The sequence below is a fragment of the Paenibacillus hebaui genome, from assembly GCF_051934385.1.
Taxonomy (GTDB): Bacteria; Bacillota; Bacilli; order Paenibacillales; family Paenibacillaceae; genus Paenibacillus.
Genome location: NZ_CP196836.1, coordinates 1,950,665 through 1,969,334 on the forward strand (window position 1 = coordinate 1,950,665; position 18,670 = coordinate 1,969,334).

General features: G+C 47.0%; 17 protein-coding genes and 1 riboswitch. Of the genes, 14 read left to right on the top strand and 3 right to left on the bottom strand.

The features are described from left to right. The first annotated feature begins 13 nt into the window (after positions 1-13). The 8 genes from ACR32F_RS08880 (at position 14) to ACR32F_RS08915 (ending at position 7,550) form a co-directional block, all read left to right on the top strand. Positions 14-589, top strand: a complete 576-nt coding sequence (locus ACR32F_RS08880; RefSeq protein WP_440118078.1) for a cob(I)yrinic acid a,c-diamide adenosyltransferase — start codon at positions 14-16, stop codon at positions 587-589. After that, a complete protein-coding gene (locus tag ACR32F_RS08885; RefSeq protein WP_440118080.1) occupies positions 586-1,569 on the top strand; it encodes an RluA family pseudouridine synthase in 984 nt (327 codons plus the stop codon). Before ACR32F_RS08880 ends, ACR32F_RS08885 begins: the two co-directional genes overlap by 4 nt. A 380-nt stretch (positions 1,570-1,949) precedes the next feature. Next, positions 1,950-2,315, top strand: coding sequence for an arsenate reductase family protein (locus ACR32F_RS08890; protein WP_440118082.1), 366 nt, complete (start codon positions 1,950-1,952; stop codon positions 2,313-2,315). 384 nt (positions 2,316-2,699) lie between these two features. Further along, positions 2,700-3,596 carry a 5'-3' exonuclease gene (locus tag ACR32F_RS08895; RefSeq protein WP_440118084.1) on the top strand — a complete coding sequence of 299 codons (897 nt, stop codon included), beginning with the start codon at positions 2,700-2,702 and terminating at the stop codon, positions 3,594-3,596. Between the two features lies 1 nt (position 3,597). Beyond that, positions 3,598-4,704, top strand: coding sequence for a phosphodiester glycosidase family protein (locus ACR32F_RS08900; RefSeq protein ID WP_440119753.1), 1,107 nt, complete (start codon positions 3,598-3,600; stop codon positions 4,702-4,704). A 29-nt stretch (positions 4,705-4,733) separates the two neighbouring features. After that, positions 4,734-5,429, top strand: a complete 696-nt coding sequence (locus ACR32F_RS08905) for an MOSC domain-containing protein (RefSeq protein WP_440118086.1) — start codon at positions 4,734-4,736, stop codon at positions 5,427-5,429. Positions 5,430-5,493: 64 nt separating this feature from the next. Next, positions 5,494-6,372: an ROK family protein gene (locus ACR32F_RS08910; protein WP_440118088.1), complete on the top strand. Its 879-nt coding sequence runs from the start codon at positions 5,494-5,496 to the stop codon at positions 6,370-6,372. Positions 6,373-6,548: 176 nt separating this feature from the next. Continuing rightward, positions 6,549-7,550 (top strand): HRDC domain-containing protein, encoded by a 1,002-nt coding sequence (locus ACR32F_RS08915; protein WP_440118090.1) that lies wholly within the window; start codon positions 6,549-6,551, stop codon positions 7,548-7,550. Between the two features lie 117 nt (positions 7,551-7,667). Here ACR32F_RS08915 and corA read toward each other — a convergent pair whose 3' ends face one another. Continuing rightward, a complete protein-coding gene (gene corA, locus ACR32F_RS08920; RefSeq protein WP_440118092.1) occupies positions 7,668-8,603 on the bottom strand; it encodes a magnesium/cobalt transporter CorA in 936 nt (311 codons plus the stop codon). 451 nt (positions 8,604-9,054) lie between these two features. Then, positions 9,055-9,180: riboswitch (SAM riboswitch) on the top strand. 196 nt (positions 9,181-9,376) lie between these two features. Here corA and metA point away from each other — a divergent pair. The 6 genes from metA to ACR32F_RS08950 all read left to right on the top strand — a co-directional run bounded on the left by metA (position 9,377) and on the right by ACR32F_RS08950 (position 16,306). Further along, the gene (gene metA / locus ACR32F_RS08925) at positions 9,377-10,294 is read left to right on the top strand and encodes a homoserine O-acetyltransferase MetA (protein ID WP_440118094.1); all 918 of its coding nucleotides are present in this window, start codon (positions 9,377-9,379) and stop codon (positions 10,292-10,294) included. Positions 10,295-10,318: 24 nt separating this feature from the next. Then, a complete protein-coding gene (locus ACR32F_RS08930; RefSeq protein ID WP_440118096.1) occupies positions 10,319-11,509 on the top strand; it encodes a PLP-dependent transferase in 1,191 nt (396 codons plus the stop codon). Then, positions 11,502-12,695: a trans-sulfuration enzyme family protein gene (locus tag ACR32F_RS08935; RefSeq protein ID WP_440118098.1), complete on the top strand. Its 1,194-nt coding sequence runs from the start codon at positions 11,502-11,504 to the stop codon at positions 12,693-12,695. Before ACR32F_RS08930 ends, ACR32F_RS08935 begins: the two co-directional genes overlap by 8 nt. Before the next feature lie 225 nt (positions 12,696-12,920). Continuing rightward, positions 12,921-14,057: a cyclic dehypoxanthinyl futalosine synthase gene (gene mqnC, locus ACR32F_RS08940; protein WP_440118100.1), complete on the top strand. Its 1,137-nt coding sequence runs from the start codon at positions 12,921-12,923 to the stop codon at positions 14,055-14,057. A 261-nt stretch (positions 14,058-14,318) separates the two neighbouring features. Next, on the top strand, positions 14,319-15,296 hold the full coding sequence (locus ACR32F_RS08945) for an aldo/keto reductase (RefSeq protein ID WP_440118102.1): 978 nt from the start codon (positions 14,319-14,321) through the stop codon (positions 15,294-15,296). Beyond that, positions 15,293-16,306 (top strand): zinc-binding alcohol dehydrogenase family protein, encoded by a 1,014-nt coding sequence (locus ACR32F_RS08950; protein ID WP_440118104.1) that lies wholly within the window; start codon positions 15,293-15,295, stop codon positions 16,304-16,306. Before ACR32F_RS08945 ends, ACR32F_RS08950 begins: the two co-directional genes overlap by 4 nt. 101 nt (positions 16,307-16,407) lie before the next feature. On the opposite strand, the gene ACR32F_RS08955 is transcribed toward ACR32F_RS08950, so the two are convergent. Both ACR32F_RS08955 and ACR32F_RS08960 read right to left on the bottom strand, forming a co-directional pair. Further along, positions 16,408-17,313, bottom strand: coding sequence for a YitT family protein (locus ACR32F_RS08955; protein ID WP_440118106.1), 906 nt, complete (start codon positions 17,311-17,313; stop codon positions 16,408-16,410). A 115-nt stretch (positions 17,314-17,428) separates the two neighbouring features. Then, on the bottom strand, positions 17,429-18,667 hold the full coding sequence (locus tag ACR32F_RS08960; protein ID WP_440118108.1) for a cation:proton antiporter: 1,239 nt from the start codon (positions 18,665-18,667) through the stop codon (positions 17,429-17,431). Between the last annotated feature and the right edge of the window lie 3 nt (positions 18,668-18,670).

An 18,670-nucleotide genomic window follows, 5' to 3' on the forward strand; every position in this document is an offset into this window, starting at 1 on the left:
TGGAGGGATTACGATGGGCATATATACACGAACAGGCGACGAGGGACAGACCTCGGTCATCGGTGGACGTGTCATCAAGGATGATGATCGAGTTGAAGCTTATGGTACCATTGATGAGCTGAATTGTTTTGTGGGCCAGGCGATCAGCCTGATTGATCATGCAGATGGGAAATTTGAAGATTTACACGAACATCTGTTGGAAGTACAACAGGAACTGTTCGATTGCGGGTCCGATCTCGCCTTTGTGAAACTTAGTGAAACCAAATATAAAGTGCGGGATGACATGGTTACTCGGCTTGAACAATGGATTGACCAATATGACGCAGAGAATCCGAAGGTGGAACGATTTATTTTGCCAGGGGGGGGTCAGCTCTCTTCTGCACTGCATGTCTGCCGTACGGTATGTCGCCGTGCAGAGCGCCGTGCTGTAACACTGGGCCAACATACGGATATTAATCCTTCTGTACGACGTTATTTAAACCGCCTGTCTGATTATTTCTTCGTGGTTGCACGGACTGCCAACGCCAGACAACAGGTGGCCGATATTGAATATGTGCGGAGCAAAAAAGTGTTCCGCCGCAAAGAATGAGCGCCTACTATTCTCCGATTATCTACACGGTTCCCGAACATGAAGATGGCTGGCTGCTGAAGACCGTGCTTCAGCGTAGGCTACAGGTGTCGCGCAAGCTTCTGTCGAAGATCAAACTCACAGAGCAGGGAATTATGCTGAATGGAGAACGTGTGTATATTAGCGTCAAAGTATCCGCGGGAGACGTGATTGAGATCCGGATGGAGCAAGAGGAATCAGATGATATTTTGCCTGAGCCAATTCCATTTTCAATCCTGTACGAAGACGAACACTTGCTCATCGTGAACAAGGATTCAGGCATTATCGTACATCCGACACATGGACATTACACAGGTACATTGGCTAATGGTGTAGTTCATTACTGGCAGTCCAAAGGGGAACGTTTTCGCTTCAGGCCGATTCATCGGCTGGATCAGGAAACCTCGGGGGTGCTGGCCATCGCCAAGAATCCGTATGTGCATCAGCATGTGTCTGAACAGATGATCGCTGGAACTGTGGACAAACAGTATATAGCCTTTGTGCACGGCTGCCCCGTTCCGCAACAGGGAGCGATTGATGGACCGATTGACCGTGATCCCGAAGAGCCGCATCGCCGAATTGTAACACCTGACGGTTATGCCGCAAGAACGTTATATACTACCTTGACCCGATGGGAAGAAGGTAGCGCAAGCGCGGTAAGTCTTAAGTTGGAAAGTGGCAGAACCCATCAAATACGGGTACATATGACATCGATTGATTGCCCCTTAATTGGAGATCGAATGTACAAAACACTCTCCACGAATGGTATCGACGAGCGGACAGGCGCTGTCCGTGAGGAGCGGGATCGTTGGATTGAACGTCAAGCACTGCATGCATGCGAGCTGTCGTTTGATCATCCCATTTTGCAAAAACGGATGACGTTCCATGCACCCTTCCCAGCAGATATGGCTGCTCTGGAGGCTCGTTTAGATGCTGAGGCATCGCCAAGGGAAACGTTGTAATGCTGTCAAGCACCCGTGATATGCGCTATGTGAAGTACTTCAGTGCAAGGTATGGCTGCATATCAACTGGGTGTAAGATAAGCCATGTGAGGGATGCGATGTATCCGAACAACATGCCGTATGCTAAGGTCTTTGAGCCCTCTAGCCCTCAGTCTTTAAGCTCTTAAACTCTTGGGTTCTTAAGCTCTTAAGCTCTTAAGTTCTTTAGTTCTTAAGGTCTTGATCCTAAAACAATATGGCAAATATAATTTTTGTCTCATTTGCAAAAGTCAGTAAAATTACGTGGCGATGGTATCGATTTGGAGCGACTTTTGGATTTGCGAAGCAAACCAAGGGAAGCGAGAAGTCGATACCGGAGCCACAAGGGAGGAACATAAACGATGAGTAATCTAAAAGTATATCAATATGCCAAATGTGGTACTTGCCGCAAAGCGGTGAAATGGCTTGAAGCTCAGGGTCATGAGCTGGAGTTAATCCCCATTTTTGATGAACCACCATCCGAAGCAGAATTAACGGAGTTGATTCAGAAGAGTGGACTTGAAGTGAAGAAGTTTTTCAATACAAGTGGCGAAGTATACAAAGAACAGCAATTGAAGGACAAGCTGCCTGGGTTATCCGCCGAAGAGCAGATTCGTTTGCTGGCTTCAAACGGTCGCCTAATCAAACGCCCAATTGTCACCGATGGCCATAAAGCTATCGTTGGATTCAAGGAAGACACGTATGAGCAGGAATGGAATAACGCGTAAAATATGGATTATTGGTCGAATCGGTCATTCGATGATTGTTATGATTGTCGAATGAACTAACGCTTACAGGGCTCTGAATGTTCAAAATTCAGGGCTTTTTTGGCTGGTCGATGGTTGGCGGAACTATGCTATAATGATAGAATTAGTTCGATATTTTATTTGCTATATAAGTTGAACTAATCATTTACACGTTAACGGAGAGGATAGAAAAAACCTGGAAAAGCGAAGCGTTCGCCTTTATCCCCGGATTTTCCCTTGAGAAAAGGGAATCGAAAAAATCTGGGGATAACAGCGATTGGAAGGTTATTCTGTCATCGTAGTGGCAAGTGTAAATATTCTTTAGTTCAATTTAATAGATACAAAGATAGGAGAGAATAAATTCAAGTGAATCAACGTAATGAACCTACTTTGTTGCTGGTAGACGGTATGGCGGTGTTGTTCCGTGCTTTTTATGCGACATCGGCAAGTGGTTATATCAGACGTACAAAGGCAGGAGTGCCAACCAACGCAGTATACGGATTTATCCGTTATTTCTGGGATGCAGTTCAGACCTTTGGGCCAAGTCATGTCGTATGTTGCTGGGATATGGGCGGTAAGACATTCCGTGGTGAAGAGTATGCGGCGTATAAAGGAAACCGATCGGAAGCTCCGGATGATTTGATTCCCCAGTTTGCTCTGATTCGTGAAGTGATGGATAGTTTGGGAATCCCGAATATTGGTGCTCAAGGGTTTGAAGCCGATGATTGCATCGGTACACTTGCCAAGTATTACACCGAACAGACAGACATGAACGTGATGGTTCTGACGGGCGACCATGACATGCTGCAACTGATCAATGACCGCACTAGCATCATTATTATGAAAAAAGGTCATGGCAATTATATGGTGTACACACCTGAATCGCTAATGACAGAGAAACAGCTGACACCTCGTCAAGTGATTGACATGAAGGGTCTGATGGGGGATGCCAGTGACAATTATCCCGGAGTCAGGGGCATTGGTGAGAAGACAGCTTTGAAGCTTGTGCAGGAATATGGCTCCATTGAAGGAATTCTCGACAATATGGACAAGCTTACCCCTTCGGTACGTAACAAGATTGAGAATGATCTCGACATGCTGCATCTGTCCCGTAAACTGGCAGAGATTCACTGTGCTGTTCCGGTAGCTTGTGCACTGGATGTATGTGAATTGCGTCTTGATCCGGATATGGTGATGGACAAGTTCGAACAACTTGAGATGAAGAGCCTTGGCTCTTGGATGGGAGTGGCAATAGGTGAGTAGCATGCAGACAAAACGGACAGGGGAAAAATGGTGGGCAGGGGCTATGACCCTTGTCCTGGCTTTGCCAGTATTACTTTCAGGAGCGGTGAGTGCTCCGCAGACAGTGGATGCCAAAGCAGCAATTAGTGCCAAAGTACAGAAAGTAAAAGCAGCAGGACGCAGTTTTACCGTGCAGACGGTTAGCATTCCGAAGGGAACACCAGTTACTGTAGGATTAGCGAAGAAGCAGGTAGGTGAGACCGCAACATTGCCTTCAATTGTAAAAGCTTATGGCGCACAGGCGGCCATAAACGGAGCATTTTTCGAAGCCTATAACGGAGCACCAGATCCATATGGCATGTTAATAGCAAATGGTAAGGTTATACATATTGGAAGATACGGAACTACGATTGGATTTAAGGAGGATGGCTCACCCATCATGGATTCGCTTCAAGTGAGTCTGACGGGTAAAGTTACGGACACGAAAGGAAAATCGCGCAGCTGGTACGCGACCTTTATTAATCGGACACCTTCCGCAAATGCGAGCATTACGATGCTCTACACGCCGGAACGTGGCTCCACGGTTGGGTTCAAAGGGGGGACGGCAGTTGTGATGGAGAAAGGCGTTGTTACCAAGAAAGTGCCTAATAACAACATTGCGATTCCCAAGAACGGCTCAGTTCTGGTCTTCACGGGCAATCAGAAATCTTCTTCAGACCGTTTCACAGTTGGATCAACCGTAGAAATGAACTACAGATACACCAATGCATCAGGTAAAGAAATTCCTTGGCAAGAGGTAGTAACCGCTGTGGGAGCAGGTCCACGTTTGGTGAAAGACGGCAAGGTTGCTGTGAATCCAACAAGCGAGGGTTTTAAGGATACCAAGATTCTGAATGCCTCCGGCGCAAGAAGTGGTATCGCCATTATGGCCGATGGTTCGGTTATGCTGGCTACCGTTTCGGGAGCGACGGTCAAGGAGTGGGCAGCAGTTATGCAGAAGCTAGGTGCCAAACAGGCAATGAATCTCGATGGTGGTGCATCATCAGGCATGTACGCTGGTGGTAAAATGCTTACTTCCCCGGGACGCTTGTTAAGCAATACACTCGTTTTTGGTGGGTCTGTACGCTAAAAAACAGCTATTATGGGAGGTAGGATCAGATGACACTCACACATAACCTGAAGCCAGATGAAAGCCAAACGGCTGTATTGTCCGTTAATGTCGGGCATCCTCAGCCACTGTTTGGCCAAAAGCGTGAAGTGATGAGCGGAATTGTGAAACATCCTGTATCCAGCCCGGTTTTCCTGTCATTCACTGGAATGACAGGGGATGCCCAGGCGGATCTGGAGCATCATGGTGGACCAGATAAGGCTGTTTGTGTATACGATTACAGTCGTTATCCGGCGCTCGAACAATTGATGGATCGCAAGCTGGACTGGGGAGCTTGCGGGGAAAATCTGACGGTTGAAGGCTGTGCCGAAGAAGACGTCCGGATTGGTGATGTGTACGAATTGGGCGAAGCCACTGTTCAGGTCAGCCAGCCGAGACAGCCTTGCTTCAAACTGGGTGTTCGGTATGATTACAAGGAACTGCCTGTTTATTTTCAGGAGAGCGGACATACCGGATTTTACTTTCGGGTGCTGCAAGAAGGCCAGGTAACCCCCTCGTCGATATTCAGACGAATGAGCACTGATCCTGCATCGATGACCATTCTTGAAGCCAATCGGATTATGCATCAGGGAAAGCAAGATGCTGAGGGTATGCGTGCTTTGCTCGCCATTCCTGCACTCTCAGAGAGCTGGAGGCAGACATTGGTGAAGCGTCTGTCCAAGCTGGAGAGCGAGCAGCAGGGTTAGAACTAACGTTGTCCAGACAACAGATATGAATGCCATTTTAAACTAACTTGGGAGTGTGACTAACATGACGATCTTAGGCGCAATTGAAGCTGGAGGCACCAAATTTGTATGTGGTATCGGTACGGAAACAGGAGAAGTTCTTGAACGGGTAAGCTTTCCAACGACGACACCGGAAGAGACGATGGCTCAAGTCATTTCTTTTTTTGAAGGCAAAGGTATTGAAGCTTTGGGTGTAGGTTCATTTGGTCCGATAGATCCGATCGAAGGAAGTCCGACATATGGTTACATCACAACAACACCTAAACCACATTGGGGTCAGTACAATCTGATTGGCAAGCTTAAGGAGCACTTTGATGTACCCATGACGTTCGATACCGATGTCAATGGTGCTGCACTCGGGGAAGCGACTTGGGGCGCCGCACAAGGGCTGGAGAGTTGTCTGTATATCACTGTGGGAACGGGCATCGGTGCAGGAGCTGTCGTAGGTGGCAAAATGGTTCATGGATTGTCACATCCAGAGATGGGACATATCATTGTGCGCAGACATCCCGAGGATACGTACGAAGGATTCTGTCCGTATCATGGAGACTGTCTGGAAGGGCTTGCGGCAGGGCCGGCCATCAACAAACGTTGGGAGCAGCCAGCTTACGAACTGCCAGCCGATCACAAGGCTTGGGAGATGGAAGCACATTATCTGGCGCATGCGCTGATGAATTATGTTCTGATTCTTTCTCCGCAGAAAATCGTCATGGGCGGCGGAGTGATGAAGCAGGAGCATCTGTTCCCGATGGTTCGCAGCAAACTGCAGGAGTTACTGGCTGGCTATGTTCAGCATCCGGCAATTCAGTCCGAGATTGATCAATATGTCGTATCACCAGGACTTGGAGATAATGCGGGACTGTGTGGTTCGCTCGCTCTCGCAAAATTGGCTTTGTACAACTAGCTCAACAAGTACTTGACGTATTTTTCCATTGTGGTAAAATATGAGCAACAGCATAGCACGGTTAATGGGGAAGCACCTCTCTTGCATGGATTTTGCAGGAGAGGTGTTTTTTTTGTGCTGCCTGAAGGTAGCATATACAACCTGTGCAGGCTGAAATGTCGAAGGAGGGAAAAGAAATGGAAGTCATTTTCATGAACAGATTGTCCAGAATATCAGGTCAGAATGAGGAACATGCCCAGTTGTGGATTGGTGAAGAGGAAGATGGGTGGCATCTGGGGTGGAGCAAGTATGAGGAGGGAGATCGGGAGGACAACATCTGGTATGAGGGCAGTTCGTGGGATGAACTGCTGCATATTTATCGTCACCAATTGGCTGTACAGATGAGCGAAGGGTACCGTCCGTTACTACAGGGTTTGTTTCACGAAAATGATGATCTGAAGTCACGTAGTTATGGTGGTCAGCGTCTTCATTGTTACAGTGAGTTATACAGCAATGAGGAGCTCTATACGGACCTTTGCGCATGGCGCAGGAAGAGAGCAGCCTCTGACCGGAAGGCACCTTACTTTATTGCGACGAACCGTCTGCTGCGCATGATTAGTACCTTTGTTCCACAAACGTTGGATGAACTGATGCAGCTGCCTGGAGTAGGAGAGAGCAAAGCATCCGAGTATGGTACGGAATGGATGGAACTTACAAACGGCGTGGAGCGTTCAACTGCATTTCCGCTGGACTGGGTATACACTGCTCTGAAGGAGGAAGAGTATGAAAGTTGGTTGTACAGACAAAGAGAGCAGAAGTACAAGCAAGAGCTCGATAGATTCACTACACGCAAGCAGGTACTTGAAGGCATGAAGGAGGGTTTTACGCTGGAGGAGATCGTGAACCGTTCCGGCTTGTCTCGGAGGGAGTTAATTGAGCTGTTGGAGACATTGGATCTCGAAGGTTATGATACGGATTGTCTTCTGGATGCCGAGCTGGCGATCATGCCTGAGCAGGAACAAGAGGCCGTGTGGAGCGCGTATGAGGAGTTGGGGGACACGTTCCTGAAGCCAGTATTACATAAGGTATACGGAGGGGAGAAGCCCGGTGGAGGCAGTCTGGAGCAGGTCTATGAAAGATTGCGTATGATTCGAATCCGATTTCGTCGGCACATAGAGACAGAGCAGAATGCAGGTTAGTATAAGAAGAGGGTAGAGAAAAATAGGCTGGTACGTAACGTATTGAGTATATGGTGTACTAAAAAAGACGAGGCGTTTTCTCCGAATGGAGTGCCTCGTCTTTCAAATTTCGTTTTTTCAAACCCAGTCTTTCTTGCGGAAAATAAAGAACATGCTCAGGCCCAAAGTAACCATCAGTCCGATGACCACAAAATAACTATACTTCCAGTGTAGCTCAGGCATGTTATCGAAGTTCATTCCATAAATACCGGTAATGACGGTCAAGGGCATGAACACCGTCGTGATGGCGGTAAACACGCGCATGATTTCATTCGCCCGGTTGGCAATACTCGATTGGTAAGCTTCTCGCAAGTTGCCCATCAGGTCGCGATATGTCTCAAAGGTTTCGGATATCTTCACAGCATTCTCATAAATGTCACTAAAGTATTTTTGCAGCTGATCATCGATGAGGCGCAGGTCTTTTTTGTTCAGTGTGTTAATGACCTCTTTCTGAGGCCCCAGCACTTTCTTGAGCCACAGAATCTCGCTGCGCAGCCCGATAATCTCATTCAAATGAGACTTTTTGGTGTGCATCAGAATGTCTTCCTCAAGCTTCTCAATGCGTGCTTCAATCCGGTCACCTACGGTGAAATAATTATCAACAATCAAGTCAACTAAAAGGTACAGTAGCCGATCTGGGGTACTGATTTCCTGTTCCCATAGTATCGGTTTCAATGTCCGCAATTCGCTGACTTTCTGTTTCGTAACACTGATAATAAAATGTCTGCCAAGGAACAGGTTGACGGCACGCAAAAAAATCTCTTCATCATCGAAACGAATGCTATTAATGACAATAAAATAATGGTTCTCATAAATTTCAATCTTCGGACGTTGTTCTTCGTCACTCAAGCAGTCTTCCACGGCCAGATCATGCATTAAGAACAGCGGTTGAAGTACCGCCAAATCGTCTACGTCCGCATCAATCCAGTAAAATCCCTCTGCTGGTGGAGTCAGCGCCTGCTGAATGTCGTCCACCGGGATAAATACGCCGTTGTTTACCAACCGGATTTTCATTGTTTATCTACTCCTTCTGCACCCGCCAAGCTGGCGGATTTTTATCAATTTGGGCGCAAAAAAGAAGAGATCAGCCGGTCGGCAGCGGAGCCTGGAGATCAGGACTGCGTTCGCTCTATATACAAACGGAAGTAACGTCCCGCTGCCGGCATGCTGATATCAATTCTCTATGCAGTTTGTAGGAACTCGGCTGCCAGTCAGGCCTCGGGTCGCCATCCATTGAATATGTCACCTCTCACATAAGGGTTTATAACACTTGTTTAGTATACCTTTGGTACAGGGTGCTTTCAAGCGCAAAAATGTGTCGATTTCGCGCTCTGAGGCAGTGTATGAGAACGGATGATGAACGGTTCCGATCCAGAGAACAGACATGAACTGTAACTTGACGTGAGGGCATTAATGTAATAAAGTAGACGGTGAACCATTCTTAATTACAATTAAATACAGCGAAATCTTATCAAGAGTAGGTGGAGGGACTGGCCCGATGAAACCCGGCAACCGGCGGTATATCCGTACGGTGCTAATTCTTGCAGCGACCAAGTGTCCATGTGGCACTGTTGTAACTGAGAGATGAGAGAGGCGCATATCTATTTACATATGACCTTTCTCGGAATCCGAGGAAGGTCATTGTTATATGCCCCGACTTCTCAGCAGTGATTTTCGCTAAGGAACTTGAGCTTCGTATGGCCTGGATTTATGGTCCATTGACCTTAGACAAGCTCATGGCAGCCTACGCTGCATCTATCTATGCACAAGGAGGAGTTAGACACACCATGCCGATCAAAATACCTGACACATTACCTGCGAAAGAAGTGCTTGCAGGAGAGAACATTTTTGTAATGGACGAAACTTCTGCTTACCAGCAGGATATCCGTCCGCTCCGTATCGCTATATTAAACCTGATGCCTACAAAGGAAACGACCGAAACGCAATTGCTTCGTCTGGTCGGAAACACACCCATTCAGGTGGATATCGTACTGGTGCATCCCAAATCCCATACATCCAAGAATACATCACAGGAATATCTGGACCTGTTCTACAAAACCTTTGATGAGATTGAACACCGTCGTTTTGACGGCATGATTATTACTGGTGCCCCTGTGGAGCAGATGGACTTCGAAGACGTCAACTATTGGAATGAAATCCAGGAAATCTTCGAATGGACCAAAACCAATGTGACATCGACTATGCATATATGTTGGGCCTCCCAAGCGGGTTTATATCACCATTTCGGTGTTCCCAAGGTTGCGCTGGATGAAAAGTGCTTTGGCGTATTCCCACATACGATTAACAAACCCCATGTGCAATTGCTGCGAGGGTTCGATGAAGTATTCAACGTTCCACACTCCCGTCATACGGAAGTGCGACGTGAAGATATTGAAAAGAATGAACATCTTGAGATATTAGCTGAATCTGAGGAAGCTGGTATTTTCCTGGTGGCTACCAAAGACGGTAAACAGATTTTTGCTACAGGACATGCCGAGTATGATCCGTTGTCCCTGAAATGGGAATATGACCGGGATGCGGCCAAAGGAATGGATATAGCGCCGCCTAAACATTACTTCCCGAATGATGACCCTTCCCGTGTTCCACCAGCCACATGGCGGGCACATGCAAACTTATTATTCTCTAATTGGCTCAATTACTATGTGTATCAGGAAACACCTTACGATATTGGCCCGCAAATTTAATCGAGATTACAGGAGGATGCAGCAATGGAAGACAACAACAAGTTGAAAATCGAAAGCCGCTTAGCTCAAATTGGGTCCATTAATGAACCGGTAACAGGCGCCATTAACTTTCCGATCTATCAATCCACTGCGTTTCGCCACCCGAAGCTTGGACAAAGCACGGGCTTTGATTATATTCGCACCACCAACCCAACCCGTAAGGTGTTGGAAGAGGCGGCAGCAGCACTGGAAGCCGGTGATGCTGGTTTTGCCTGTAGCTCCGGCATGGCGGCTTTGCAAACTATTTTTGCCTTGTTTGGACAGGGCGATCATCTGATTGTATCGTTGGATCTGTACGGAGGAACGTATCGCTTGCTTGAACGCATACTGTCCCGATTTGGCGTGACGGCAAGTTACGTGGATACCAATGACCTTGCGGCTCTGGAAAGTCACCGCCAGCCCAATACCAAAGCGGTATTCATTGAGACGCCAACCAACCCACTAATGATGATTACAGATGTGGAAGCAGTCAGCTCCTGGGCAAAGAGTCATAACCTGCTGACCATTGTTGACAACACGTTGCTAACACCATTTTTCCAGCGTCCGATTGAACTTGGAGCCGATATCATCATTCATAGTGCCACGAAATACCTTGGTGGACATAACGATGTGCTGGCCGGATTGATTATAACCAAAGGTGAAGAATTGTCGGCCGAAATGGCCTTTCTGCATAATTCCATTGGTGCAGTGTTGTCTCCAAGCGACTCTTACCAGTTGATGAAAGGCATGAAAACACTCGCACTTCGTATGGAACGGCATGAGTATAATGCCTTGAGGATTGCCAAGTATCTGCTGGAGCATCCAGCGGTTGGAGAGGTATATCATCCGGGGCTGTCGGATCATCCGGGATATGCAGTGCAGAATAAACAGTCGAGCGGAAATACAGGCATTTTTTCCTTCAAAGTGAAGGATGCCCGTTATGTGGAGCCATTGCTCCGTCACATCAAATTGATTGCTTTTGCCGAAAGTCTTGGTGGAGTAGAGTCGTTGATGACCTATCCTGCGGTGCAGACACATGCTGATATTCCAATTGAGATTCGTGATGCGGTCGGTGTGGATGACCGTCTGTTACGTTTCTCAGTAGGGATTGAGCATGCAGAGGATCTGATCGCGGATCTGGGAAATGCACTGACCGCTGCACAGCAGGAGATTGAAGGAGGTACCCATCATGAGTGAGCAAAATAACAATTCCAATAATCATGAACGGAATGCCCATTCCGATCTGAAATTCGATACCAAGCTGCTGCATTTTGGTGATGAGATCGACAAAACTACCGGTGCTTCCAGTGTACCGATCTACCAAGCTTCAACGTTCCATCATTTTGATATCTTCAATCCTCCTCAACATGATTACAGCCGTTCAGGTAATCCGACACGTCAGGCTTTGGAAGATTACATCACACTTCTGGAGGGTGGAGCACGAGGCTTCGCCTATTCATCGGGGATGGCTGCAATCTCCAGCGTCTTCATGATGTTCTCCGCAGGGGATCACGTGATTGTAACGGAAGATGTATATGGAGGTACGTACCGTTTGCTTACTTCGATACTGAGCCGTATGCAGATTGAGACAACCTTTGTAGATATGACTAATATAGATGAAGTAAAAGCGGCGCTCAAGCCAAACACCAAGGCCGTTTATATGGAAACACCGTCTAACCCGACACTGCGGATTACGGATATCGCTGCCGTGACTTCCTGGTCCAAGGAGCATGAGCTTATCACGATCTTGGATAACACCTTTATGACACCTTACTATCAGCGTCCAATTGAGCTTGGTGTGGATATCGTTGTACATAGTGCTACCAAGTTTCTCGGGGGTCACAGTGATGTGTTGGCAGGGCTCGCAGTTGCTCGTACGGATTCCCTGGGAATACAGCTGAAACAGCTGCAAAATGGACTTGGAACCGTACTCGGTGCTCAGGAATCCTGGCTTCTAATGCGCGGGATGAAAACCTTGGGAGCTCGCATGGCGCATAGCGAACAGAGCACAGCCAAGCTGGCGGCCTGGCTTAGTGGACGCAGCGATATCACAGCTGTATTTTACCCTGGGCTGCTTGATCATCCCGGCCGTGAAGCTCACGAGCGTCAGTCGAGTGGTTACGGTGCTGTCGTATCGTTTGATGTCGGTTCGGGTGATCGGGCCAAAGCGGTGCTTAACCGTGTGAAATTGCCAATTGTGGCAGTAAGTTTGGGAGCTGTTGAGAGCATTCTTTCTTACCCTGCGATGATGTCCCATGCGGCAATGCCGGCTGAGGTGCGAGCTGATCGTGGAATAACAGATGGGCTCCTGCGTTTCTCGGTCGGTCTGGAGGACATTGATGATCTGATTGCCGATCTGGATCAGGCACTTCAGGGATCATAAGCTTAACGGATTGAATTCGATTCCATATGTAAAAATTTTTACTTAAATTTAAAGCACCTGTTCATAAGGTGCTTTTTTTCACATGTAACCTGTGTTACGATATGTAAAGTACAGAAATGCGATGTTGCCACCAAAACTTTCATTATATCAGCATTTTGCTCCTATATGAACAAGTTGGGACGGATCGTGATATTATTTTCTCTTCATGAGGGAGGCTTTTTTACGATGAGTACGGTAGACCGTATCTTAGATAAAGCCCTTCGGGGCGAACGTTTGGACTTGGAAGACACGATTCAGCTATTTGAATCCAATGAAGTAGACAAAATCGGGGCAGCTGCCAATGTAATTGTAAAACGTATGCATCCCGAACCATACAGAACATTTGTGATTGGGCGTAACGTCAACTACACGAACGTGTGTGATGTGTACTGCCGTTTTTGTGCTTTCTACCGCAGACCTGGATCTGATGAAGGGTATGTACTTCCCGATGAACTCATTTTCCAGAAGATTCAGGAAACGGAAGATGTAAATGGTACTGAAATTCTGATGCAAGGCGGAACGAATCCGAATTTGCCTTTCAGTTATTACACGGATCTGCTGAAAGCAATCAAGGAGCGTTTCCCGAATATTACGATGCACTCCTTCTCTCCGGCTGAAATTATGAAAATGGTCGAAGTGTCCGATGGCCTTACATTGGAAGAGGTTGTACGTGCTATTCACGAAGCTGGACTGGACTCCTTGCCGGGTGGCGGCGCTGAAATTCTGGATGACCGTACACGTCGCAAAATCAGTCGTTTGAAAGGTTCGTGGCGTGACTGGATGGACGTCATGCAGACGGCTCACCGAATCGGTATGAACACAACGGCAACGATGGTTATCGGTCTTGGCGAAACGATGGAAGAGCGTGCACTGCATCTGCTTCGTGTCCGTGAAGCTCAAGACGAGTGCATTGCTAATAAGTATGATTCCGAAGGATTCCTAGCGTTTATTCCTTGGACGTTCCAACCTGATAATACAAACTTGAAGCTGGATCGTCAGACTCCGGAAGAGTATCTGAAGACCGTAGCGATCAGCCGACTGGTACTTGATAACATCAAAAATATTCAATCCTCATGGGTAACCATGGGTCCTGAAGTGGGTAAAAAATCGCTTGAATTTGGCTGTAATGACTTCGGTAGCACGATGATTGAAGAGAACGTAGTATCTGCTGCGGGTGCAACCTATAAAGTCAACATCGAATCGATTCTGCGGTTAATTCGGGAGTCGGGTTATATTCCGGCACAGCGTAACACCAGATATGACATCCTGCGGATGTTCGATGAAGAAAACGCCGTTCATGAAGATTTTGTGATGCAGAACTAAGAACGAATTTTGATTAGAACATGCTCCAATTTGCTTTATTCATCAACAGGCTTAATAAGTTTAGGGTATGAAGTCCGCTGGTTACTCCTTCTGAGGAGAATTGGCGGGCTTTTTCATTTGGCTTTACACATAACGACCATTCCACATCATTAGATCATCAAACAGTACATATTACGCATGTGGCGATATTTTATATTGAAATTGAACTGTTACAATGAAAGGACACTGGAGTAAACAGACATGCTGGGAAGGGGTAAGCTGATGAAAAAAAGAATACTTGGAAAGACCGGACTTGAAGTACCTGTATTGAGTTTTGGGGCCTCCTCACTGGGTTCCGTATTTCGAGATATAGATCGAGGTGAGGGGATTCGCACAGTACACGCCGCTGTAGATGCAGGGATGAACTATATAGACGTCTCACCTTATTATGGATTGACGAAGGCAGAGACGGTACTTGGTGAGGCCATTCGCAGTTTGCCGCGCAGTTCATTTATCTTATCAACCAAAGCAGGTCGTTATGGGGAGAATGAGTTTGATTTTTCATGTAAGCGCATTCAGGAAAGTGTACAAGAGAGTCTGGACAGACTGCATACCGATTATATCGACATCCTGTTCCTGCATGATATTGAATTTGTACCGGCAGAGATTATCATTGAAGAAGCATTTCCAACTTTGCTCCGACTCAAAGAGCAGGGTGTGATTGGCCATGCAGGCATTTGTGGACTGCCTTTGCCATTGTTCGAGAAGGTGCTGCCACAGATCGATGCCGATGCCATCATCTCCTATTGCCATTATGCGCTGAATGATACTTCACTGATGTCTTTGCTGCCGCTATTGGAAAAGAAAGACATCGGCCTCGTGAATGCTTCGCCTCTTTCTATGGGATTGTTAAGTACAAGAGGAACTCCCGCCTGGCATCCAGCAGAAGATAGAGTGAAGCAGGTTTGCCTGGAAGCTGCACAGTTCTGTGCAGAGCAAGGCAGTGATATTGCAAAACTCGCTGTGCAGTTCGCTACAGCGAATGAACGAATCCCGACGACCCTGGTGAGCAGTGCCAGCCCGCACAATATCATCAATAATGCTGCGTGGATTGAAGAAGTATTGGATCAGGAGCTGTTGGCAGAGGTCATGCGTATCCTGGCTCCAGTACATAATGAGAGCTGGCCTAGTGGGCGACCTGAATATCACATCGAACATCGTGTAAAGCCACATGAATCATCCAAGGGGGAACGGGAATGAAAGCTGTGATATGTGAAGAGATCGATCGTTTGATGTTGCGGGACATCGCTGAACCGGAAAGAGCCGAGAATGAGGCACTTGTCTGCATCCGCCGGATTGGAATCTGTGGAACCGACTTGCATGCCTATAAAGGCAACCAGCCTTTTTTCACCTATCCCCGCATCTTGGGACATGAGCTGGTCGGAATTATTGAAGAGATCGGCTCGAACGAAGCCGGGTTACAGCCTGGTGATCAGGTGAGTGTTATTCCGTATTTACATTGTGGTCATTGCATTGCATGTCGTTCAGGTAAAACGAATTGCTGTGCATCTATGCAGGTTATGGGTGTTCATGTGGATGGAGGCATGCGGGAGAAAATCGCTGTACCTGTCTCCCATCTGCTCAAAGCAGAAGGGCTTACACTTGATGAGTCTGCGATGGTAGAACCACTGAGCATTGGTGCTCATGCTGTTCGAAGGGCAGCCCTGAAGCCAGGAGAACAGGTTGTCGTGATTGGAGCTGGACCCATTGGTCTGGGGGTAATGGCCTTTGCCAAACAGGCAGGTGCACGCGTCATTGCGGTGGATCGGAATCTGGACAGACTGGAGCTTAGTCGAACGTGGGCTGGAGCGGATGTACTGGTTCAAGCTAATGAACAAGCCGTGCAGCAAGTGGCTGAGATCACGAAGGGAGATTATGCCACGGCTGTCTTTGATGCGACAGGTAATGTGAATTCGATGAATGAAGCCATTCAGTATGTTGCACATGGGGGTCAGTTAATTTTTGTAGGATTGGTCAAAGCCGATATTACATTTCATGATCCGGAGTTTCACAAGCGTGAGATGAGCATGCTTGGAAGCCGAAATGCAACGAGGGAAGATTTCGAACAGGTCATGTCGAGCCTGCGAGAGAAGAAGTTGAGCATGGATGGTTACATTACACATCGGACGGAATTCGATCAACTGCCTGCCTCGATGGACCAGTGGTTGCAACCAGAATCACAAGTAGTCAAAGCGATAGTGGAGTTATAAAAAAGGAGATAACCAAAAACTCTCTCTAAACCTGTATGGACAATGGAATCCATATCCACAGGTGTAAGAGAGAGTTTCTTGTTTTCCTCACAGATTTATTCTTATTTTTCTGGATTAGTCATGATACCCGCATGCGGATCAATGTGACGCACAATGGATTTGAGCCAGACCATTTCTAGGAAATGCACTTCATAATACAGTGCACCCGGAATGTTGTGGAGCCACACCTCGGCCAGAGCGATTTCTCCTGAATCGGAAGAAAAATCCAACGTTCTAGGTTCACGGCGTAGCCGTTTGCGGACAGCTTTCTCAACTTGTGAGCTTTGTGTAGTCAAAATGCATATTTTACGTTTGGTTGAAAATCCGCGAAACGCAATATATACCATTTCATAAGCAATGAGATACGCAATGACAGAATACATGGCTTGATCCCAGCCAAATATAACTCCAGCGGCAGTGAGAATCAGTAAATTGAACAGCATGATTATTTTTTCGATAAGCATCCGTTTCCCGCTAAATACTCGTTCAGGTGGACGGGAGGACGGATCACCGATTTCCAGCGTATCCAGTGTCCCGCCATACCGCACGACAAGCCCAATTCCAAGACCTAGGCATAATCCGCCAAACATAGCGGCAGCCAGCGGGTGCTCTACAAGTGGCGGCATGGGATGAAGCACAATGGCACCGATCGAAAAGACAACCAAACCCAGAACAGTGATCAATACGAATCTCTTCTGTACAAGTCTATAAGATAAAAATATAAACGGAACATTGAATAAAAACAGGAACAAACCAATTCTCATCTCAGTCCAATGGGCGAACAAAGAGGAGATGCCCGTAATACCTCCAATAATGATCTTATTGGGATGTAAAAATAATTCAAGTCCCACGGAGGCCAGAATTCCGCCCACAATCACCAGCAATAAATTCAACAAGCGGCGGGGAGATGATATGCTGGTCTTGGCGGTTTGTGGCACCGGATTAGCAGATATCAGAGGTGCTTTCATAGGTCATCCTCCTTTGTGCGATTCCGAGCCAATTTCCCTGGATTCATCACAGAAAGATCGGCGAAGAGCCGCGGATTGCGATCATATGCCTGTGATACAAAGACATACGTATTATCTATCCTTCTTTCTGTAATACCTTCGGTTCTTCTTTCTTTTTCCGATGATCTTTGAACTTGAATATTTTATCTAAGAGACGGAATACATGTTTGGACTCTTTGGTTAATAAAGGACCCAGAATGGCCAGAATCAGGACATACAACGCAGCAAACGGTTGAATCAGTGGCAACAGTCCTCCGGCTTTACCCATGTTGGCCAAGATGATGGAGAATTCACCCCGTGACACAATGGTTAATCCAATATTAGCCGACGCTTTAGGAGATAGTCCTGCACTGCGTCCAGCGAGCATGCCTGCCAGGAAGTTACCGAACAATGTAATAACAACTGCAATCAGAGCCAGCCATACGGCTTCGCCACCAAGAGATAACGGATCAATGGACAATCCAAAGCTGAAGAAGAAGATGGCTCCGAAGAAATCACGGAACGGCAGAATCAAATGCTCAATCCGTTTTGCATGTTCTGTTTCCGCGAGTACAAGTCCAACCAGCAATGCACCAATCGCTTCAGCGACATGAATCGTTTCCGAGAAACCGGCTACGAGGAACAAGGCACCGAAAACGACAAGTGAGAATAATTCATTGGATCGAATTCTAAGCACTTTGTTGAGCAACGGTGTAGCTTTACGTCCTAGTATGATAACAATGAGCATGAATCCAAGGGCAATTAGTGCGGATACTATTACGCCTCCAATGGAGGATGAATCACTGAGCACAAGTCCCGACAGGATCGAGATATATACAGCGAGAAACACATCTTCAAACATAATAATACCTAGAATCATTTCTGTCTCCGGATTGGCCGTTCGTTTAAGATCAACCAATACCTTGGCGACAATCGCACTGGACGAGATCGTTGTGATTCCGGCAATAATAAGGGCTTCTGCCACGGGGAAACCGGAAACAAAACCAAAGATCAATCCAAGTGTAAAGTTAATACCGATATAGATGGAACCGCCAACAGCGATCGAGCGGCCCGACTTGATTAAACGACCAACCGAGAATTCCAGTCCAAGGTAAAAGAGCAAGAACAAAATACCGATTCTGCCCATGAATTCAATAAAGGGCTGACTTTCAATGAAGCGGAAGTCCAGATGCCATATTTTCATGGCATGTGGTCCAACGGCCATCCCGATCAAGATATAAAATGGAACGACCGAAAATCTTAGTTTTGCTGATAAAAGGCCGGCTGCTGCAATAAGCACAAGTGCCAGACCTACTTCAAATATCAAATGATCCATCGA